This is a genomic window from Stappia sp. ICDLI1TA098, from assembly GCF_054880955.1.
The window spans coordinates 199,190-217,736 of sequence record NZ_JBTZBT010000005.1; the positions used below are offsets into that span (position 1 = coordinate 199,190).

18 protein-coding genes are annotated in these 18,547 nt (G+C 64.2%); 11 read left to right on the plus strand and 7 right to left on the minus strand.

Annotated elements, in window-relative coordinates; translation table 11 throughout:
* Positions 1-121: 121 nt before the first annotated feature.
* Positions 122-1,954 carry a methyl-accepting chemotaxis protein gene (locus ACSLUQ_RS20235; protein ID WP_461809559.1) on the minus strand — a complete coding sequence of 611 codons (1,833 nt, stop codon included), beginning with the start codon at positions 1,952-1,954 and terminating at the stop codon, positions 122-124.
* Positions 1,955-2,246: 292 nt separating this feature from the next.
* Here ACSLUQ_RS20235 and ACSLUQ_RS20240 point away from each other — a divergent pair, with 292 nt between their 5' ends.
* The gene (locus tag ACSLUQ_RS20240; RefSeq protein WP_417773777.1) at positions 2,247-3,731 is read left to right on the plus strand and encodes a helicase HerA domain-containing protein; all 1,485 of its coding nucleotides are present in this window, start codon (positions 2,247-2,249) and stop codon (positions 3,729-3,731) included.
* Positions 3,732-3,761: 30 nt separating this feature from the next.
* On the opposite strand, the gene ACSLUQ_RS20245 is transcribed toward ACSLUQ_RS20240, so the two are convergent.
* Together ACSLUQ_RS20245 and ACSLUQ_RS20250 are read right to left on the minus strand one after the other, a co-directional pair.
* Entirely contained in the window at positions 3,762-3,962 is a 201-nt protein-coding gene (locus tag ACSLUQ_RS20245; protein ID WP_417773776.1) for a hypothetical protein, read from the minus strand.
* Positions 3,959-4,531 carry an Lrp/AsnC family transcriptional regulator gene (locus ACSLUQ_RS20250; RefSeq protein ID WP_461809560.1) on the minus strand — a complete coding sequence of 191 codons (573 nt, stop codon included), beginning with the start codon at positions 4,529-4,531 and terminating at the stop codon, positions 3,959-3,961. Before ACSLUQ_RS20250 ends, ACSLUQ_RS20245 begins: the two co-directional genes overlap by 4 nt.
* Positions 4,532-4,882: 351 nt before the next feature.
* On the opposite strand from ACSLUQ_RS20250, the gene ACSLUQ_RS20255 reads away from it, so the two are divergent.
* Together ACSLUQ_RS20255 and ACSLUQ_RS20260 are read left to right on the plus strand one after the other, a co-directional pair.
* Positions 4,883-6,160 (plus strand): APC family permease, encoded by a 1,278-nt coding sequence (locus ACSLUQ_RS20255; protein ID WP_461809561.1) that lies wholly within the window; start codon positions 4,883-4,885, stop codon positions 6,158-6,160.
* A gap of 119 nt (positions 6,161-6,279) precedes the next feature.
* Positions 6,280-7,410, plus strand: a complete 1,131-nt coding sequence (locus ACSLUQ_RS20260) for a calcium:cation antiporter (protein WP_417773773.1) — start codon at positions 6,280-6,282, stop codon at positions 7,408-7,410.
* Between the two features lie 67 nt (positions 7,411-7,477).
* Here ACSLUQ_RS20260 and ACSLUQ_RS20265 read toward each other — a convergent pair whose 3' ends face one another.
* The gene (locus ACSLUQ_RS20265; RefSeq protein WP_461809562.1) at positions 7,478-8,653 is read right to left on the minus strand and encodes an NnrS family protein; all 1,176 of its coding nucleotides are present in this window, start codon (positions 8,651-8,653) and stop codon (positions 7,478-7,480) included.
* Positions 8,654-8,809: 156 nt separating this feature from the next.
* Here ACSLUQ_RS20265 and ACSLUQ_RS20270 point away from each other — a divergent pair, with 156 nt between their 5' ends.
* Both ACSLUQ_RS20270 and ACSLUQ_RS20275 read left to right on the plus strand, forming a co-directional pair.
* The gene (locus ACSLUQ_RS20270; protein ID WP_461809563.1) at positions 8,810-9,040 is read left to right on the plus strand and encodes a DUF1858 domain-containing protein; all 231 of its coding nucleotides are present in this window, start codon (positions 8,810-8,812) and stop codon (positions 9,038-9,040) included.
* 111 nt (positions 9,041-9,151) lie between these two features.
* Positions 9,152-9,466 carry a DMT family transporter gene (locus ACSLUQ_RS20275; RefSeq protein WP_461809564.1) on the plus strand — a complete coding sequence of 105 codons (315 nt, stop codon included), beginning with the start codon at positions 9,152-9,154 and terminating at the stop codon, positions 9,464-9,466.
* Between the two features lie 25 nt (positions 9,467-9,491).
* On the opposite strand, the gene ACSLUQ_RS20280 is transcribed toward ACSLUQ_RS20275, so the two are convergent.
* Complete coding sequence (locus tag ACSLUQ_RS20280; protein ID WP_417773769.1) at positions 9,492-10,193, minus strand: Crp/Fnr family transcriptional regulator; 702 nt, start codon at positions 10,191-10,193, stop codon at positions 9,492-9,494.
* A 168-nt stretch (positions 10,194-10,361) separates the two neighbouring features.
* Between ACSLUQ_RS20280 and nirK the strand changes: the two genes are divergently transcribed.
* From nirK to ACSLUQ_RS20305, 5 genes are all read left to right on the plus strand, one after another.
* Positions 10,362-11,483 carry a copper-containing nitrite reductase gene (gene nirK, locus ACSLUQ_RS20285; protein WP_417773768.1) on the plus strand — a complete coding sequence of 374 codons (1,122 nt, stop codon included), beginning with the start codon at positions 10,362-10,364 and terminating at the stop codon, positions 11,481-11,483.
* Between the two features lie 75 nt (positions 11,484-11,558).
* Positions 11,559-12,392: an SUMF1/EgtB/PvdO family nonheme iron enzyme gene (locus tag ACSLUQ_RS20290; RefSeq protein WP_461809565.1), complete on the plus strand. Its 834-nt coding sequence runs from the start codon at positions 11,559-11,561 to the stop codon at positions 12,390-12,392.
* A 177-nt stretch (positions 12,393-12,569) separates the two neighbouring features.
* Positions 12,570-14,084, plus strand: a complete 1,515-nt coding sequence (gene ccoG, locus ACSLUQ_RS20295; RefSeq protein ID WP_461809566.1) for a cytochrome c oxidase accessory protein CcoG — start codon at positions 12,570-12,572, stop codon at positions 14,082-14,084.
* 132 nt (positions 14,085-14,216) lie between these two features.
* Complete coding sequence (locus ACSLUQ_RS20300; RefSeq protein ID WP_461809567.1) at positions 14,217-14,654, plus strand: pseudoazurin; 438 nt, start codon at positions 14,217-14,219, stop codon at positions 14,652-14,654.
* Positions 14,655-14,771: 117 nt separating this feature from the next.
* Positions 14,772-15,974, plus strand: coding sequence for an NnrS family protein (locus ACSLUQ_RS20305; protein WP_461809568.1), 1,203 nt, complete (start codon positions 14,772-14,774; stop codon positions 15,972-15,974).
* 48 nt (positions 15,975-16,022) lie between these two features.
* Here the strand turns inward: ACSLUQ_RS20305 and ACSLUQ_RS20310 are convergent, their stop codons facing one another.
* Positions 16,023-16,517 carry an Rrf2 family transcriptional regulator gene (locus ACSLUQ_RS20310; RefSeq protein ID WP_461809569.1) on the minus strand — a complete coding sequence of 165 codons (495 nt, stop codon included), beginning with the start codon at positions 16,515-16,517 and terminating at the stop codon, positions 16,023-16,025.
* 101 nt (positions 16,518-16,618) lie between these two features.
* Here ACSLUQ_RS20310 and ACSLUQ_RS20315 point away from each other — a divergent pair, with 101 nt between their 5' ends.
* A complete protein-coding gene (locus ACSLUQ_RS20315; RefSeq protein WP_461809570.1) occupies positions 16,619-17,083 on the plus strand; it encodes a carboxymuconolactone decarboxylase family protein in 465 nt (154 codons plus the stop codon).
* 210 nt (positions 17,084-17,293) lie between these two features.
* Here ACSLUQ_RS20315 and ACSLUQ_RS20320 read toward each other — a convergent pair.
* A protein-coding gene (locus ACSLUQ_RS20320) for an IS3 family transposase (protein WP_461809571.1) occupies positions 17,294-18,483 on the minus strand; the annotation gives its coding sequence in 2 pieces (ribosomal slippage) (positions 17,294-18,225 and positions 18,225-18,483; 1,191 coding nt in all).
* Positions 18,484-18,547: the final 64 nt, after the last annotated feature.

Sequence of the window (18,547 nt, forward strand, 5' to 3'; positions counted from 1 at the left end):
AATCATCCTCCCGAACGGGCCAATTCTGTCGGCCTCTGAAAACAGATTGATGATTTCGAATGTGAAGACAAAGCGCAAGTCGCAAAAGCGACGAGCCTCTTGCGCGCCTGACACGGGGTTCTCAGCCTGCGGCTGCCCGGACAGGTGCGGTGGTCGCATGGGCGCAACCCCTGCCGTGCGCGTGAGACGACGACGGCTTGCGCCGGTCGTCCGCGACACCGCCGGCTGCGAACATCTGCGAAAGGGCTGCCAGCGCGGTCAGCACGTCGCGGCTTGCCTTGTCGAGGTCGTGGAGATGCGCGGCGGTTTCTTGCGCGTTGCCGGCGGCATGAGACTCAAGAGCGGCCTTTGCCGCCAGGTGCACGCGCTGGTGCGGATCCTGGATCGCCTTGTAAGCGGGGTGGCGACGCACCGCTTCGCTGTCGATGGAAGCATACCACTTGCCGAATCGGCAGGCGTGATGATCGGGCACGTCGCCGGCCGACCAGTCGTCGCGTCCGATGACCGTGTCGATCACGCGCTTCTTGAACAGCACGTGATCGATTTTCGCCATCTCGCACATGGACCTGTTCGAGCTGTCGTTGAACCACTTCTGCGCATCCTGGGCGAAGCGGTCGTTGCTCTGCTGCAGCGTCGTGCTCATCTCGACGAGTTGCCGGTCGTTCTCCGCCGCGAGATCGGCGACGCCATTGATGCTCTCGGCGATCTCCTGGCTGGAGTGCTTCTGCTGCTGCAGGATCTGGGAGATTTCCTTCATGCGCTCGGACACTTCGCCGATCTGCGAGCTGATCGTATGCATGCGTTCGTTGGCGCCCTCGATCGTCTTCTGGCCGCGCGTCACCGCCTCGCTCGAGCTGGCGATGGCTTGCTGCGTGGTCGTCATGCCTGCTCGCAGCGCGCCGATGCGCTGGGTGATGTCCTCGGTCGCCCGTGCTGTCTGCGACGCCAGCGTCTTGACTTCACTGGCGACAACGGCGAAGCCCCGGCCGGCCTCGCCCGCGCGCGCTGCCTCGATGGTCGCGTTCAGCGCCAGCAGGTTCGTCTGGCTGGCGATGCTCTCGATCACAGACAGGAATTCCCCGATCTGCTCGGAGGCCTGCTGCAGGTCGGCGAGGTTGTTCGCGCTTTCCTTGGCTGTCGCGGCAATGTCGCTCATGCACTGCGAAACGTCGTCCATTGCGCTCAGGCCGTGGGCCACCGCCTCGTTGGTAGCGTCGGCCTGGTGCGCGGCGCTGTCGCTGTTGGCGGCGATCTGTTCGACGGAGGTGACGAGTTCCGTCGCCGCCGCCGAGATCGCCTGGCCACTCTCGCGGGCGCGCTTGGTGTTGCGAGAGAAGGACGCCATGCCGATCGCAACATCGTTGATATCGGAGACCGTGCCGGCGAGGCTGCGCAGTGCGGTGAGCTGGTTTTCCTGCCGGTTTTCCTCGGCCTGCTGCTGCAGAACGCCGGTCTCATAGGCGTCGTAGGACACGATCATGTCGACGAAGATGCGTCCGATCAGAACCTGGAGCGCGGCGGCAAGCCGGCCAGGCTGAAGCGGGTAGGCGCCGGCGAGCGCGGGAATCGCATCGACGAGAAGCCGTCCGTACGCGGCAAGATACCATTTCGGCTCGAGGCCGATGCGCACATGCGCCTCACCCACCAGCTTCGAGCGGTCCGCCGTGCTGCGGCCCAGCTTATTGGTGAAGATGTGGTCCCAATGGTCGACCTGCGCGGACTTCAGGCGCGGAACGGCCTTGCTGACATCGCCGAGCTTCTCGCGAAGCTCCTTGTTCTTGGTGATCGCGCCGTAGAAGGCGTCGAGAATCTGCGGGAGAGCCGGGCGCACCTTCTGCCAGACCGCCTTGCTTTCCGCCGTGTTCCGCCCCTCGATACCGAGAAAATGCTCGATCTCCCTGGAAAGGGCCTCGAACGAGGAAGAGGAGGGGTTTTCGGCGGGGGAGGTGGTCATTTCGGCATCTTCCATAATTGCGCTGTGCCTCCGGCTTATCGGTAGACGCGTAAACGACAGGCTAACAAAGCGATTAAAGGTTTGTGACGTAAGGGTAATTTGTCGATAGGGCACCCTCTCCGCGTCCTGCTGCCAAAGCGGTGTGGCAGTTGCCTGCGGACTTGCATCCGCCGCCTCAAAAGGGGAAAACGTGTGCGGCCTCCTTGCCCCGCGAGGACGCGGTTTCGCTGCGCCCCGCTTTGTGGCACTCAGAGGCCGCCACCGCCATCCAAGCACGAGATCAGCCGAGCGAATGACAGTCACGATCGACATGGGAGAGCTTATGGGCGCGGGAATGTCCGGCCCGTGCTGCTTCGATCTCGAGGAACTGCTCGCGACCCGACTGCTCGTCCAGGGCAATTCCGGTTCTGGCAAGTCCCACCTGCTGCGGCGGTTGCTTGAGCAGAGCGCGGCCTGGGTGCAGCAGGTGATCGTCGATCCGGAAGGGGACTTCGTCACCTTGTCCGACCGCTTCGGCCATGTGGTCGTCGACGCGGCGGCGAGCGAGCGCGACCTTGCGGTCATCGCGGCGCGCGTTCGTGCGCATCGAGTGTCTGTCGTGCTCAATCTCGAGGGTCTCGACCCCGACCGCCAGATGAAGGCGGCGGCGGTGTTCCTCAACGCTCTTTTCGAGGCGGACCGCGACCATTGGTACCCGGTGCTCGTGGTCGTGGATGAGGCGCAGCTCTTCGCACCCGCTGCTTCCGGCGATACGGGTGAGGACGCCCGCCGCGTCTCGCTCGGGGCCATGACCAACCTCATGTGTCGTGGCCGCAAGCGCGGGTTGGCCGGCGTCATCGCCACCCAGCGGCTGGCGAAGCTGGCCAAGAACGTTGCCGCCGAAGCCTCCAACTTCCTCATGGGGCGGACGTTTCTCGACATCGACATGGCGCGCGCCGCAGACCTTCTCGGCATGGAGAAGCGTCAGGCGGAAGCCTTCCGCAATCTCGACCGGGGTCATTTCGTCGCCCTCGGTCCGGCGGTATCGCGCCGGCCAACGCAGGTCCGCATCGGCGTGGTCGAGACCGTCGGCCGGGGAGGTGGGCCGAAGCTGACACCGCTTCCGCAGGGGCGGCCGGAGGAACTGCAGGACCTGCTCTTCCAGCCGGCGTCGCATGTCGAGCGGACGGAGGCCGAGCGGCCGCCCGTTCAGGAGACCGTCCCCGCATCCGAGGTGCTTGAGCGGCTGACCCGGCAGGCCACGGCGCGCGAGGCGCTTGAAACGGCCGCGCCGAGGGATGATGCTGCGCTCGACCAGGCGGTCGATGCGATCATCGCGGAACTTCTCGGCGATCCCGAAGCGGCCTTCCAGCCGGTCGCGGCGCTTTACCAGGATTTTCAGGTCCGCTGCCGGATTGCCCGGCTGCCGGGCAGGCCGCCGGATCTGGCGGCTTTCCGCCAGCGGGTGGCGCTGGCTCGGGCCGGCGTTGAGGCGACCGATCTCGATCCCGAGGTGTGGGCCAACGCGGAGACGGTCGCGGCAAGCCTGCCTGAGGAGATGCGCGGCGTCTACCTTCTGCTTGCGCGCTCGGCGTTGAAGGGGGAGCCCTGCCCATCGGACCAGGACATCGCGACAGCCTATGGAACGCGGTCGCCCGGGCGTGCGCGCTGGCTTCTCACCCATATGGAAGAGCAGGGATTTATCGTCTGCGCCAACGACCTGCGCGGCAACCGCATCGTCACGCTGATCGATCTAGACTGCCAGACGGCAGCTCATGGCACCCGTGCATTGCTCTGAGGGCAGGCACCGGGTCGTCGGAGACCCTTGCTATTGGACGGAGTGGCGCGTGACGCGCGGCACGGCGTCGGTGGGAATTGCCGCGACCACCTCAAGCGAGGCCTTCATGCCGTTCTGCTGCATGTAGTCACCGATCAGGCTGAGCGCCTGGTCGACATCCCCTTCGAAGATGCAGCGATTGATCTCGGTGGAGATGAGGACGAAGGAATTCGCTTTCGTTTCTGTCTTCACATTACGCCCTCCGGCATTGCGTGGATCGTGCGATCCGCTTCTTCGTCCTCGGCCACGACACTTGCCATTCCGCTTGCCGCGGGCGTTGTGCGGTGTCGCCATTGGCGCAGGATCATCGCCGTCGACAGCGATTGCACTTCCGGATGCCTGGCCAGCCGGTCGCGAACCTCCTCCAGCGTGCCGTCGGGAGCGCAGCGGACGAGCAATGTCATGTCGGTTTCGCCTGCAATCGACCAGGCGCCGATAATCTCCGGCCAGGAGCGAACGGTGTCATAGACCGTCTTGCAAAACGGGCGTTTCAGCTTCAGGTGGAAGAACGCAGTCTCACCCTCGGAGCCTGCGGCGGTGCGCCCGGCGACCGCATCTGCGAGCTTGATGGTGAACGTCTCGATGACGCCCTTCTCCAGCAGGCGATCAATGCGGTTCTTGACGGTCATGCGCGACACATCAAGCAGCCCGGCAAGCTCGGTGTAGGACCGGCGGGCATCTTCCTCAAGCAGATGAAGCAGTTTCCTGTCGAGGGGGGACAGTACGATGTCCGCACGGGCATTTCCGTTGGATCCGGTCATATTGCTTCCCGATATGCAACCGATACGCGAATTTTTTCGCATTTCGATAGCTATTTGTCAAATCGCAAGATATCGCCTTTCGGTTTGTCTGACTATCCAGAGAGCAGGGCTTTTGCGATTGCGTTGAGGACGCGAGAGGGAGACGCGACCGGGTTCGCCGCAGCGGAAGTCCGCTGTCCGATGGGGTCTGGGCGCTTCGTGTCTGGCAAGCGGCGGCCGTTCCCGCAAGTTCGGCAATACAGCCCGGGCAACCGGGAAAGGCCGTTGCGCCGCGCGGATTGTTCGCGAAGGGGACTGCGCGCACCCGTTCAGACGCTCGCGGCCCGCACGCAATGCGAGAATGAGGCAGGAATGTCCGGACTTCGCCATCCCCTGACAGTTCCCCGGGGCATCGCCTTGATGATGAACATCGTCATCGGCGCGGGACTTCTCGCGCTGCCGGGCCTGGCCGTGCGGCAGGCGGGGGACCATGCGTTCCTGGGCTGGGTGCTCTGCGCGCTGGCCTCGCTGCCCTTGCTGGGCGCCTTTATCCTCCTCGGCCGGCGCTATCCGAACGCCGGTGGCATCGCCCATTATGCCGATGTGGGCTTCGGCCGGCGCGGCTATGTCGCCGCCTCCTTCCTGCTGTTGGGTGCCGTCCTGTTCGGCTTGCCGTCGATTGCGTTAACGGGCGGGCATTATCTGGCGGCGCTCACAGGCTTGCCGCCCTATGCGACGGGCCTGATGCTTCTCGCCTGCGCAACGCTCCTGCATCTCGCCCCCAGCGAAGCGGTCTCGCGGGTCAACTCCGTGATGGCGGTGACGATCACGCTGGCAGTGGTCGGTCTGGCCATCGCCGGTCTTGCCTTCGCCGGGACAGCGGCGGATGGCGGCGCGCAGGGCGGCGTCGGTCCCCTGATCCCGGAGGAAATCAGCCTTTCGCGCGCCGCAGCGCCCTTCATGATGCTGTTCTTCGCCTTCACTGGCTGGGAGATCGCGGCGAACACGGCCGAGGAATTCCGCAATCCTCGGCGGGATTTTCCACTGGCGATGCTCGCCTCCTTCGCCGTGACAGTGGCGCTCTATCTCGCCATTGCCTACCTCGCGCAGCGGCTGGACCTCGGTGGGCGCTACGAGACGGCCTTTGCCACCATCGCTCGGGCAAGCCTGGGCGCGGCCGGAGAGACCGCGGTGGCGCTTCTGGCGGGCACGATCATCCTGGCCAATCTCGCCGGAGCGATATGGGCGGTCTCGCGCCTTGTCTTTTCCCTTAGCCGCGAGGGCGTTCTGCCGGAGGTCTTCGCCCGGACGCGGGGCGGCTCGCCCTGGGTGGCGGTCATGACGACCGCGCTGGCGCTTGCCGCGGTGATCGGCGCCAGCGGCGCGGGGCTCTTCCGGCTCGACTGGATGCTGGCGCTTTCGGGCCAGAACTTCCTGATCCTTTACGGCGTCGCTGCGATGGCGCTGTTCCGGGTCGGACGCAATCTCCTGGAAAGGATGCTGGCCGTCGGCGTCGGCCTGCTGGCGCTTGCTCTCGTGCTGGCACAGGGGCTCGCGATTGCCTATCCGCTCGCTTTGGTCGCGCTTGGCATCCTCGTCGCGGAATTGCGCGCCGGACGCCTTGCGCCCTCATCCGCGCCCTTGCCCTGAGGACGGGCTTTCGCCGCGAAAGACCAGCGGGCAGGCAGACCTTTACAGTTTCGTCATGCCGCATGGCTAAAGCTCGCTCTTAAAGGGCGCAACGGCGCGCGGATTCAGGAAGGGGCTCCATGACTGGCGAAAGCAGCGGCACGACCAAGGCGGTGGCGGGCGCGCCAGGGCATCCGGTCGCCACCTGGAAAGGACTGGCAAGCCTTGCTCTTGCCTTCGTGCTGGTCGCTGTCGAGCAGTTGCACCTCGTCGCAGAGGAGAGCGTATTCTTCATCGTTCCTGCCGTTCCGCTGCTGATCATCTCCGTCTTCGGGGCGGTGCATTATGCCGAGATTGTCTCGGCGCGGTTCGGACAGCCGTTCGGTTCCATCGTGCTTGCCACCGCGGTGACGGTGATCGAGGTCTCGCTGATCATCTCGATGATGATGGCGCCCTCCGAGGGAGATACGACAATTGCTCGCGACACCGTCTTCGCGACGCTGATGCTTGTCCTCAACGGCATCATCGGTCTCAGCCTGCTCATTGGCGGCATCCGGCACAAGGAGCAGCTCTTCCGAAGCCACGGCGCGATTGCCGCCTTCAGCGTGCTCGGCGCGCTTGCGGTGCTCGCTCTTGCGCTGCCGAATTACACGACGGCGGTCGCCGGGCCGTTCTACTCGCCGGTACAGCTCATCTTCGTGGCTGTCGTTTCGGCGATCCTCTATGCCACCTTCCTGTTCGCCCAGACCGTGCGCCACCGTGCCGATTTCGTCGATATGGACGACGAGATACTCGAAGGTACGCATATGCCGACCAAAAGGCAGGCGGTCCTGAGCGGGGTGTTGTTGGTGATCGCGCTCGTCGCCGTCATTCTGCTGGCGGAAGCGCTGGCGCCGGGTATTGAGCATGGAGTCGCGAGCATCGGCTTCGCCGATGCCTTTGTCGGCGTCATCATCGCCGCCATCGTGCTGTTGCCCGAGGCGCTCACGGCTCTGCGCGCCGCCGCGGACAACCGGCTTCAGACCAGCCTCAACGTCTCCACCGGATCCGCGTTGGCCAGTATCGGCCTGTCGATCCCGGCGATCGCCATTGCGTCGCTTGTGACGCACAAGAACCTGACGCTGGGCCTCGATACGGAGCACGTCCTGTTTCTGGCGCTGACGCTCTTCATCGGCACGCTGACGCTTGCAAGCGGTCGCACGACGATCGTCCAGGGGGCTGTGCATCTGGTAATCTTCGGCAGCTTCCTGCTCGTCGCTGCCGTTCCGTGACGCCGCTTCCGGGCGGATACGCGGCATAGGTCTTCTTGCTCAGTCACCTCGCTCTGTGGCGCTTGGGTCATTGACTTCGGCCGTGCGCGAGTGCGAGCGCAAAGAGGAGGAAGGCAACGCTCCACACGGTTGCCCCGGCGATCAGCAGAACCGGCATGTGCTCGGGGAGCAGCGGTGCCGCGACACGTAGCGTTGCACCCAGATTGACCGCGACGAGAGCAATGGCGGCAAGTCGCCCGCTGGCCTTGCCGCCAGGACCCCGGTGCACGGCAAGGCGGGACATCACCGCAAGCGTCATGCAGCCGATGGCTCCTGCCGTCATGGCATGGAGTGCCGCGTCCGGCGGCGCGAGCGACAGCGGCTCGGCCGCGGCTCCGGCAAGCAGGGTGCCGGCCACAAGCCAGGCATAGCCGGCGTGCAGCGCCAGAATATCGGCCCTGCGAAGCAGCCACCCCCGCCAACGCGCGAGGCGCAGGGCCTGGAGCAGGCCGGCGATGGTCATGGTGGCCGCCGAGGCGGAGCTGAGCGGCGAGGCGACCCACACCGCGAGCGCCAGGCTTGCGATCAGCAGGACGATCACGTCGAACCGGCCGTAGGGCACGGGCACACGGTCTGCGCAGCGTCCCGCAAGGCTGTTGCGTGTCAGGCTCGGCACCAGCCGACCGCCGACGGCAGAGATCAGCAGCATCGCGACCGCCACCCCGCCCCTGGCGAAGAGTGCTGCGACCTCGGGATCGAACGCGAACACGCGGTGCGCCGCCGCCGCCGCCGCAATGACGGGAAACAACGCCAGTCCGTGGCGGGATTGCCCGGGCCGGCGATGGCGCGCTTCGCGCCAGAGCACCGCGGCGACCGCGAGGGGAAACAGGCTCTCGGCAACAATGGCTGGAACAAGCGGGCTTGCGAGCGGAACCAGCCGGCCAAGCGCCCAGAGCAGCACAAGCCCCGCAAGAGGCAGTCCCTGGGTCGGCAGCTTGCCGGACCAGTTGGGCGTGGCTGCAAGCAGGTAGCCGGCCATGATCGGAGGAACAAAGCCAAAAACCATCTCGTGAGCGTGCCATATGGCGGCCGGCATGCCGGCGATGGTCGCAATGCCGGTCAGGTAGATCCAGATCCAAAGAGGAATGGCTGCTGCGGCAAACAGCGAAGCGGCGGCGAAAAGCGGACGAAATGCGACCGCGAACCACCACCCGCCGATGTTTGCGCGTGTTTCCTGTCCGCGTCGGAAGGTGGCGGTTGCCATCAGGGCTCTCCCGGTTGGCGCGGGACGCTGCGCCCGCGCGGATCTTTGAAAGGTCCCGTTTAGCCCGCCCGATGGCTGTCTTCGTTGCGCGGGGACAAAGAACGGCAGAGAAAACGGGTGTAGCGATGGAGCCTGCAAGCTGCGAGGAGCATTCGAATGGTCAGGAAAAATCTGCTGCCGATCGGCGCTGAAACCATCGTTGGCGAGCTCATGGCAACGCACAGCGCGACGATCGCCGTCTTTCTAAGTCACCGCATGATGTGCGTCGGCTGCCCGGTCGCGCGTCTTCACGACCTCGAAGAGGCCTGCCGCGAGCACGGTGTCGCGCTCCCCCGGTTCATCGAGGATCTCAACCTGGCGGTGGCGCGAGGGGAGGGGGCCCTCTGAGGCGTCGCCACCTCTTGCCAGGCGGTGAAGGGTGGTTTATCTGCTGGCGGAGAGGACGACCTCCACCCATGGTGGGTATAGCGCTCGGGACGGCCCGCATACGGGGATGCTATGTCCTGGGGTCTTCTGTTCGTTGCCGGCCTGCTTGAGGTCGTCTGGGCCTATGCGATGAAGCAATCGCAAGGTTTCACCCATCTTCCCTCCACCTTGGTCATGATCGTTGCGATGGTGGGCTCGTTCGGCCTGCTCGCGCTTGCGATGCGCGATCTCCCGCTCGGCACCGCCTATATGGTCTGGACGGGCATTGGAGCCGTCGGCGCCTTCTGCGTCGGCGTGTTGTTTTTGGGCGAGGCAATCTCGCCGCAGCGTGTCGTGGCTGCCCTGCTCATTATTGCCGGCATCGTGACGATGAAGCTGTCGCACTAGGGAAGCCGCAGGGCGCTCCGCTCCGCTAGGTCTGACGTTCTGCGATCATGAAAAGCTTGTGAGCATCGCACACGACAACCTTCTTGCGCGCGCTGGAGACGAGGCCCTTGCCCTCCCAGGCTGTCATTACCCGGCTGACGGTGTGTAATGTCGTTCCGGTCATCTCGGCAATGTCCTGCCGGGTTACCGGAAAATCGATCAGGATGCCGTCCTCGGTTTTCCGCCCGGCCTGATTGACGAGCCTCAGGAGCGCATGCGCGACGCGTCGCTCGACTTCCTCCGTCGAGAGTTCGCGAATGCGGGTGTGGGCGTCCTGCAGTCTCTGACCCACCGTCTGCAGCGCGTTCATCGCGAGCACGGGGCTTCTGGCGATGAAGCTGTCCCACTGGCTCGACGGCCAGACCAGCGCGATGCTGTCCGTGACCGCAAGCGCTGTCGCTGGATAATCCGTGCGCCGCATCGCCTTGGCGATGCCGAAGATATCGCCGGGGCTGACGTGGCGGACCACCACCTGCTGGCCGTTCGGTGTCGTCTGCACGACCTTGAGTCTGCCGTGCAGTAGCGCGAAGAACTCCTTCGCCTCAAATCCCTGCTCGAAGACAGAGGCGCCGGGCGCGAAGCGTCGCGACACGGCCATCGCCAGAACAGCGTCGAGATCTTCCTCGCCCATCGATTGGAAGATCGTGAGGTCGCGGATCAGCGAGCGGTCGAGATTCCCTTGCGGCATGTGTAATCTCCCGTAAGGGTTCCTTGCAGTTTCTGTTCCCGGCAACGGCACTTCCTGAGAAATACGGGCCGAATGTCGATCTTGTTTGCGTTTTCTCAAATAGGGAAACCGCGACGTGGTGTTCAGTCGTGGCGTCGATAACGACCGACGACACGAAAGGACACAGCCATGATCACCCGCCGCACCGCACTCATCGGCACCGCCGCAGCTGCACTTCTGGCTGCCACCCCGGTTGTCGCCGAGGAGGCTCGGACAGTCAGCTACACCGGTCCGGACAAGAGCGCCGACACGCTCGAGCATGTCAAGGCCAAGCTCCTGCGTCCGCCGTTCGTCATGGAGCATGATCAGGTTGCGACAGGCGCTCCGAAAGTGGTCGAGTTCACCATGACCATTGAGGAAAAGACGGTTGTCGTCGACGACGAAGGCACGACCTTCCAGGCCATGACCTTCGATGGATCGATGCCCGGTCCCACCATGGTGGTGCACGAGGGCGACTATGTCCAGCTGACGCTGATCAATCCCGAAGCCAACTCGATGCCGCACAACATCGATTTCCACGCCGCCACAGGCGCTCTGGGTGGCGCGCAACTGACGCTCGTCAATCCGGGCGAACAGGCGACGCTGCGCTTCAAGGCGACCCGCACCGGCACCTTTGTCTATCACTGCGCCCCTCCGGGCATGGTTCCCTGGCATGTGGTCAGCGGCATGAGCGGTGCTCTGATGGTACTGCCGCGCGACGGGCTCAAGGACGGCGACGGCAACCCGGTCCGCTATGACCGCATCTATACCATCGGCGAGTTCGACCTCTATATCCCGCGGGACGAGGACGGCAACTACAAGACCTATGAGAGCGCTGGCGATGCTTTCGCCGATACCATCGAGGTGATGCGCGGCCTGATCCCGACCCATGTCGTCTTCAACGGCGCCAAGGGATCGCTGACTGGCGACAACGCGATGAAGGCGAAGGTCGGCGAGACGGTGCTCTTCATCCACAGCACTGCCAACCGGGACACCCGTCCGCACCTGATCGGTGGCCATGGCGACTGGGTCTGGGAGAACGGCAAGTTCGCCAACCTCCCGCAGCGTGACCAGGAGACCTGGTTCGTGCGCGGCGGCAGCGCGGCAGCGGCGCTCTACACCTTCCTGCAGCCGGGCATCTACGCCTATGTCAACCACAACCTGATCGAGGCGGCCGAACTCGGAGCGACGGGGCATGTCACGGTCGAGGGCGACTGGGACGACGACCTGATGACACAGATCAGCGCACCCGGTCCGATTGTTGTCCAGTGAGGTGGTGGTTGGTCAATTGAAGGCAGGGCTGCCCCGCGGTGGGGCGGCCCAACCCTCCGCGAAAGGCGTCCTGCCATGGAACCGCGTTTCATTCGAACACTTGCCTGCCTGTTGGTATCCATCGCGCCCGTGACAGCGCTGGCCGGTGAGATCGAGCTCCCCGAGCGCGTGCGCATCGAGGGTGTGCGGGTTGAATACAGGCAGCCGGGCGAGTTCCTGAAGGGCGAGAGAGCGGTCAATGGCGCCCTCGTCACGCTGGTGGCGGATGAGCCGTTCGAGATCATGAAGCGGCAGGTAACTGCCGGAGAGTACCGGCTTTGCGTCGAGGATGGGGCGTGTGTCGCGCTCGCTTCCGACCAGGCAGCGGACCTGCCGGTCGTCGGTGTGAACTGGGACGATGCGGTCGCCTACGCTGAATGGCTGAGCCGCAGGACCGGCGATCGCTGGCGCTTGCCGAGCGATGTCGAATGGGCGCTTGCCGCCGGATCGCGCTTTTCCGACGACGCGTTCCAGGGTGTTGACGATCCCGCCAACCCCGCCCTCCGGTGGTTGCAGGAATATCAGGAAGAGGCAGCCCGGGCGCGTGCGCCCAACCCTCATCCTCGTCCGCTCGGCAGTTTTGGCGTCAATGAGAACGGTCTCTACGACCTGTCCGGAAACGTCTGGGAATGGACAAGTACCTGCTATGTGCGAACCCGCATCGACCCGCAAACCGGCGCAATGACGAGCCACGAGAACTGCGGCGCACGGATCGCGGAGGGGAGCCACCGCGCCTATATGACGGCGTTCATCCGCGACCCGAAGGCCGGGGCCTGCTCGGTCGGCATTCCGCCCTCGAACCTCGGCATCCGGCTGGTGCGCGAGGAGCCGGGCGCCTTCAGTCGCCTGCGTAGCTGGATCGGGCTTTGAGGTATCGCCTCCGCCGGCGGTGCGCCGGATCGCTTTTCAGTTTGTTCCAGCACAAAGAAGTGGCGGCGAACGTTTCCTAGTGTGGTCTCCAGCACTTTTGGAGACCGGTGCCCCCCGTTTTACCACCGGTCCCCGTCGCGGCCCTCCTTGCGGATGGCCCCGGCCGTGGAGACCCGAATGACCTATATCCCCGCAGACTTCCTGAAAACCGAAGCCGTGGCCGCCACGCTGCCGGCCGCGTCATCGACTGCGGCGGCGAGGCCGACGCGTCGCAGAAAGCCGGTTGTGCGCCCGCCCGCCCAGACGGGCGAGCCGGTGGTGCCGCAGTCGGTGTCCGGTTTCTATCGGCGCCTCAAGTGGGCGATGGTCGTCCTCTGCCTTGCGGTCTACTACAGCGTGCCGTTCCTGCGCTGGGATCGCGGGGCGGAACTTCCGGGGCAGGCGGTGTTGTTCGACCTCGCGCATGTTCGCTTCTTCCTCTTCGCTCTCGAGATCCGCCCGCAGGAGCTCTACTATCTGACGGCGGTTCTGGTCGCCGCGACGATCATGCTGGTGCTCACCAACGTGATCGCCGGACGTATCTGGTGTGGCTATTTTTGCCCGCAGACGGTTTGGACGGACCTTTACTTGCTGACGGAGCGCTGGCTCGAGGGCGACCGCCGGGAGCAACTTCGGCAGATGCATCTGCCGATGACTGTCGGCCGGGTCCTTCGCAAGAGCCTCAAGCATGTGATCTGGCTTGCCATCGGCGTCGGCACGGGTGGAGCCTTCGTGCTTTATTTTGTCGATGCGCCGACATTCATCACCCAGGCGCTTGCGGGCGAGGCCTCGGCCGCCGCCTATGGTGCCATTCTCACGTTGACGCTCACGACCTATGCACTGGCCGGCTTCGCGCGCGAGAAGATGTGCACCTACATGTGCCCTTGGCCCCGCCTGCAGGGCGCCGTCTGGGATGAGGATGCCTTCGTCGTCGCTTACCGCGACTATCGCGGTGAAGAGCGGATGTCGGTCAAGAAGGCGGCTGCCGCACGCGCTCTTGGCGAGCCGGCCGGCGATTGCGTTGACTGCATGGCTTGCGTCCAAGTCTGTCCGATGGGCATCGACATTCGCGAGGGGCCGAATCTCGCCTGCATCAACTGCGGACTGTGTGTCGATGCCTGCGACTCCACCATGTCGAAGGTCGGCCGCGAGCGCGGGCTCATCGACTATGAAGCCTGGACCAACATCGAGCGCGGCCGCTCCGGTTCGGCGCGCAAGCCCGTCCGCTTGGTCAGGCCCAAGATCGTAGCCCTCACGCTGGCGCTGGTCGCGATCCTCGCGACGGTTGTTGTTTCCGTCTCGACCCGCTCGACGATCTCGATGACGGTCGCGCACGAGCGCAATCCCATCGCCGTGGCATTGTCGGAGGGGCGCATTCGCAACGCCTATGAGATTCGCCTGTCGCGTGTCTCGCAGGGTTCGGGCGGGCTTCGTCTCGAGGTGAATGGACAGGCGCCGCTGGTGCTCGGCGTGGTCGGTGAAGGCAAGTTCGACGACGGGATCGCGGTGATCCCGCTTGAGGCGGGCCAGTCACGCCAGCTTCGCGTCACCGTCGCGGGAACTCCCGACCTCGCGGGTGACCTGACGTTTGCCCTGATTGACGAGGCGAGCGGTGACCGCGTCGAGATCGTCAACTTCTTCAAGCTGCCCTGACCTTTCAAGTCGCCCCGAGTTTGCGCTCGCACAACGTTCGCAAAGGCGCGGGGCGCTAGACAGAAAGGGAAGGGGCTTTGCGAGCCCGCCCCCGCGGGAAAGCCCCCCGGAAACCAAATTCGGAGCAGGAAGATGAACAGGATCAGGATTTTCACCCTTGTGCTCGCCACCGGTCTCGTCGCGATGATGGGCGTGGCTCAGGCTGCGGAGCACGAAGTGAAGATGCTCAACAAGGGGGCGACGGGCGTCATGGTTTTCGAACCCGACCTCCTTCAGATCGCCCCTGGGGACACCGTTCGCTTCGTGTCGACCAATCCGGGTCACAACGCCGAGACGATCAAGGGCATGATCCCGCAAGGCGCGGAGCCCTTTGCCGGCAAGATGAGCAAGGATGTGACGGTGACCTTCGACACCCCGGGGGTCTACGGCATCAAGTGCAAGCCACATTTCGCCATGGGTATGGTGGCGGCGGTCGTCGTCGGCGAGCCGGTCAATCTCGCCGAGGTAAAGGCGGTGAAGAACCCTGGCCGGGCAGGCAAGAAGTTCGAGACCCTGCTCGGCGGTCTTTGATCCTTCGGCAAGGGCCGGGCGCATGAGCCCGGTCCTTCCGCTGAAGACGGCAGTGACGGGCATTTCGCCGTGCCTGCCGTCTTGTTCCACTCCACGAAACGCTCGAGGCATCACCCAATGTCGCAGGCCCTCCCGCACGCCGACCGTGCTGCCTTCCGTTTCGCCGATGCCTATTGGCTCTCCGGCGGCTTCCGGCCGTTCTTCTTTCTCGGCGCCATCGCAATGGTCGCGAGCATACTGGTGTGGCTCCCGGTATTTTCCGGCAGTCTTGAAGTGCCAACCCGTTTCCTGCCGGTTGAATGGCATGTCCATACGCTGCTTTTCGGCGGAGTTTCGGCAATCATCGCGGGATTTGCGCTGACGGCGGTCAGCAACTGGACGGGACGGCCGTTGGTAAGCGGAGGCTTGCTGTTCGCGCTCGTTGTTCTGTGGGTGATCGGCCGCGTCGCCGTCTCGACGTCCGCTCTGCTCGGCCCCTGGCTTGCCGCGGCCCTCGACATGCTTTTCCCGCTGGCACTGGTCTTTGTGTTTGCACGCGAGGTGATCGCCGGGGGGAACTATCGCAACCTGCGCATTGTCGCTCTGGTCGCGGTCTTTGGCCTGACAAATGCCTGCTTCCATCTGGAAAGCGCGCTTGCCGGCGCCGCCGATCATTCACTCCGCGCGGCCGTGGCCGTCGTGCTGGCCATGATCATGCTTGTGGGTGGCCGGATCATTCCGGCTTTCACGCGAAACTGGCTGATGATGCGTGGCAGCGACCGGCTTCCCGCGTCCTTTTCGCGCGTTGATGGCGGTGCCATGCTTATGTCCGTCATTGCCCTGGGAAGCTGGATTGCCTGGCCGGAGGCGGGCGCAACCGGCGTACTTCTTGTCCTCGCAGGCCTTGCCAACAGCGTGCGCGTTGCTCGCTGGCGTGGCCTTGCCACCCGCAGCGAGCCGCTGCTCTTCGTGCTGCATGCGGCCTATGCCACGATTCCCGCCGGCTTCCTGCTGGTCGGAGCCGGCGTGCTCGGCGTTGCCGCGATCGACCCCTTGGCCATGGTGCATGTGTGGACAGCCGGCACGGTGGGGATGATGACGCTTGCGGTCATGACACGCGCAAGCCGGGGACACTCCGGCAGGGGACTTGTCGCCGGTCGGCTGGAGCTGGCGATCTTTGTGCTGGTTTTCGCAGGCGCGCTCGCCCGGGTGCTCGCCGGTTTCGTCCCGCAGGAGGCGATGCCTCTGTTTCACGGCGCGGCCGGCTGCTGGTCGCTCGCCTATCTGCTCTTCGCGGCAGGCTATTTCCCCATGCTTTTCCTGCGCCCGCGCCACGGCTGAACCGCAAGGCGACAGCTTCGGAAAGGGGAGGGGCGAAAGTGGGAGGGCTTAACGCTGCGCGTTTTGCACGAAAGCGGAGATGGCTTCCTTGTTGCGTTCGTCAATCAGCGTCTCCCCGTCACGCACCAGGTCGGCGAGCGTTTGAACACGGAGGGCGTCCCGCCAGGCGTCTTCCGCCGCCAGCATGCGCGATTTGATGAAGCAGTCTGTTTTGTACGCGCAGGGGTCCTTGGTCTGTTCAGGGCCACGACGTCGGATTTCACGGCAAAGGAAGGCGGGTTCACGACCGTCAATGGCTTCCACAATGTCGAGCAACGTGATGCTCGCCGGTGCGCGCGACAGCCGATAGCCGCCACGCGGACCCGGCAATGCCCTGACCACTCCGGCTGCCGTCAGGGCGCGAAGGTGCTTGAGCAGGTAGGTCTCTGAAACGCCGTGAAGTTCGGCCAGGCTCTTGCCGGGGAGAACCTTCCCGTCCGGCAGGCCGGTGAGCACCAACGCGCAGTGCAACGCAGCCTCGACCCCATCGCTCAATCGCCTCATTCAGTTTCTCCCACCTTCCGCGGTTCATGAGGGTTGCATCCGCTAATCATGGATATAATATATCCATGATTAGCGGTAAGCCGATATCTGAAGGACCTGTCATGCAACCCAGACTCAACATCGCGCAACGCGCCCCCGAACTCTACCGCGCCGTCGCGCAGTTGGATGGGGTGGTGAAGAAATCCGGCATCAGCAGTCGCTTGCTGCATCTGGTCAAGCTGCGCGCCTCGCAGATCAACGGATGCGCGTTCTGCGTCGATCTGCACGTCAAGGAAGCCCTCGCGGACGGGCTGGATCCGCAAACGCTGCATCTGGTGTCGGTCTGGCGTGAATCTCCCTTTTTCGACAACAGGGACCGCGCCGCGCTGGAATGGACCGAAAGCGTCACGTTGATTGCTCAAACGGGTGTTCCGAACGCTGCATTCGATGCAGTTCGCTCCGTTTTCTCCCAAACCGAAGTCGCGCAACTGACCATAGCCATAGGCACGATAAACATCTGGAACCGAATTGCGGTCAGTTCTCGGCTTGTGCACCCGGTTCCCGAGGAAGCGCAGCTTGAGGCGTGACAGGGGGCAAGGGATAGGTCCGGGCTGAGATGTCGTGAGAGCCAGGGCAAGGGGCTGGGGGCAAGCTTGGCTGCTGAAGACATTTGAGCCGCGATTGCACGCGCGGAGGGGGCAATGTTCTGCTCGCGCCGGGAAAACCTGCTTTTCGTAGTCTCGCTTGCAATGGCATGATTGTTGGACGCAGCTCCCCGCTGACGTTGCCCCCAAGTTTTATCCAGTTTGACGGAGACTCTGGCGGTGGGTTTGGCCGATATGGCCGGGGCTATTGACGGGGTCTGACGCGGAGCTCGCGAGCGAGCGGAGCGGCAGATCCCGTTTCGGGTTCAAGGTGTCGGCATATTCGGTCGGGGTCAGCCAACCGAGCCGGGAGTGTGGGCGGTTGAGGTTGTAGTCGTTCCTCCAGGCCTGAAGAGTTGCTCGGGCGTGCGAGAGCGACGGGAACAGCGTTTCGTTCAGCAGTTCGTCCCTCAGCCGGCCGTTGAAGCTCTCGATGAAGCCGTTTCGCATGGGCTTTCCCGGCGCAATGTAGTGCCAGTCGATCTGCATTCGATCAGCGAAGCTCAGGATGGCGTTCGAGGTGAACTCGGTCCCGTTATCGCTGACCACCATCTTCGGCTTGCCGCGCCGCGCCAGGAGCGCTTCCAGTTCGCGGGCTACGCGAAGACCCGAGAGCGATGTGTCGGCGACCAAGGCCAGACACTCGCGGGTGCAGTCATCCACGATTGTCAGGACCCGAAAGCGCCGGCTGTCGGTCAACTGGTCCGAGACGAAGTCGAGCGACCATCTCTCGTTCGGGGCCATGGGGATCAGCATCGGCCGCCTTGTGCCCATTGCCCGCTTCCCGCCACCTCGTCGACGTACCGACAGCTTCTCTTCCCGGTAGATGCGGAACAGGCGCTTTTGAATGACCACATGCCCTTCGCGGCGCAGCAGGACGTGTAGCCGTCGATAGCCGAACCGTCGCCGCTCATGGGCAATCGTCTTCATCCGCTCGCGCAGAACCACGTCGTCGGTTCTCCTGGTCTGATAGCGCATCGTCATGCGGCAACAGCCAAGGATCTTGCACGCCCGCCGCTCGCTCATTCCAAACGCGATCTGGAGATGTGCGACGGCCTCTCGCTCGACGGCGGGCGTCATCATTTCTTTGACAGAAGGTCTTTCAGCGCAGCGTTGTCGAGCATGCTGTCAGCAAGGAGCCTCTTCAGCTTCGCATTCTCATCTTCCAGCGTCTTCAGCCGCTTCGCCTCGCTGACGTCCATGCCGCCATACTTGGCTTTCCACTTGTAGATGCTGGCGTTGCTGACGCCGTGCTTGCGGCACAAATCCGCAACCGGAACACCGGCCTCGTGCTCCTTCAATATGCCTATGATCTGTTCTTCGGAAAACCGGTTGCGCTTCATCTCTGGTCCTTCTCGTCGGGCCAGAGCCTACTTCAACCTGGATTAATTCACTGGGGCAACGTCA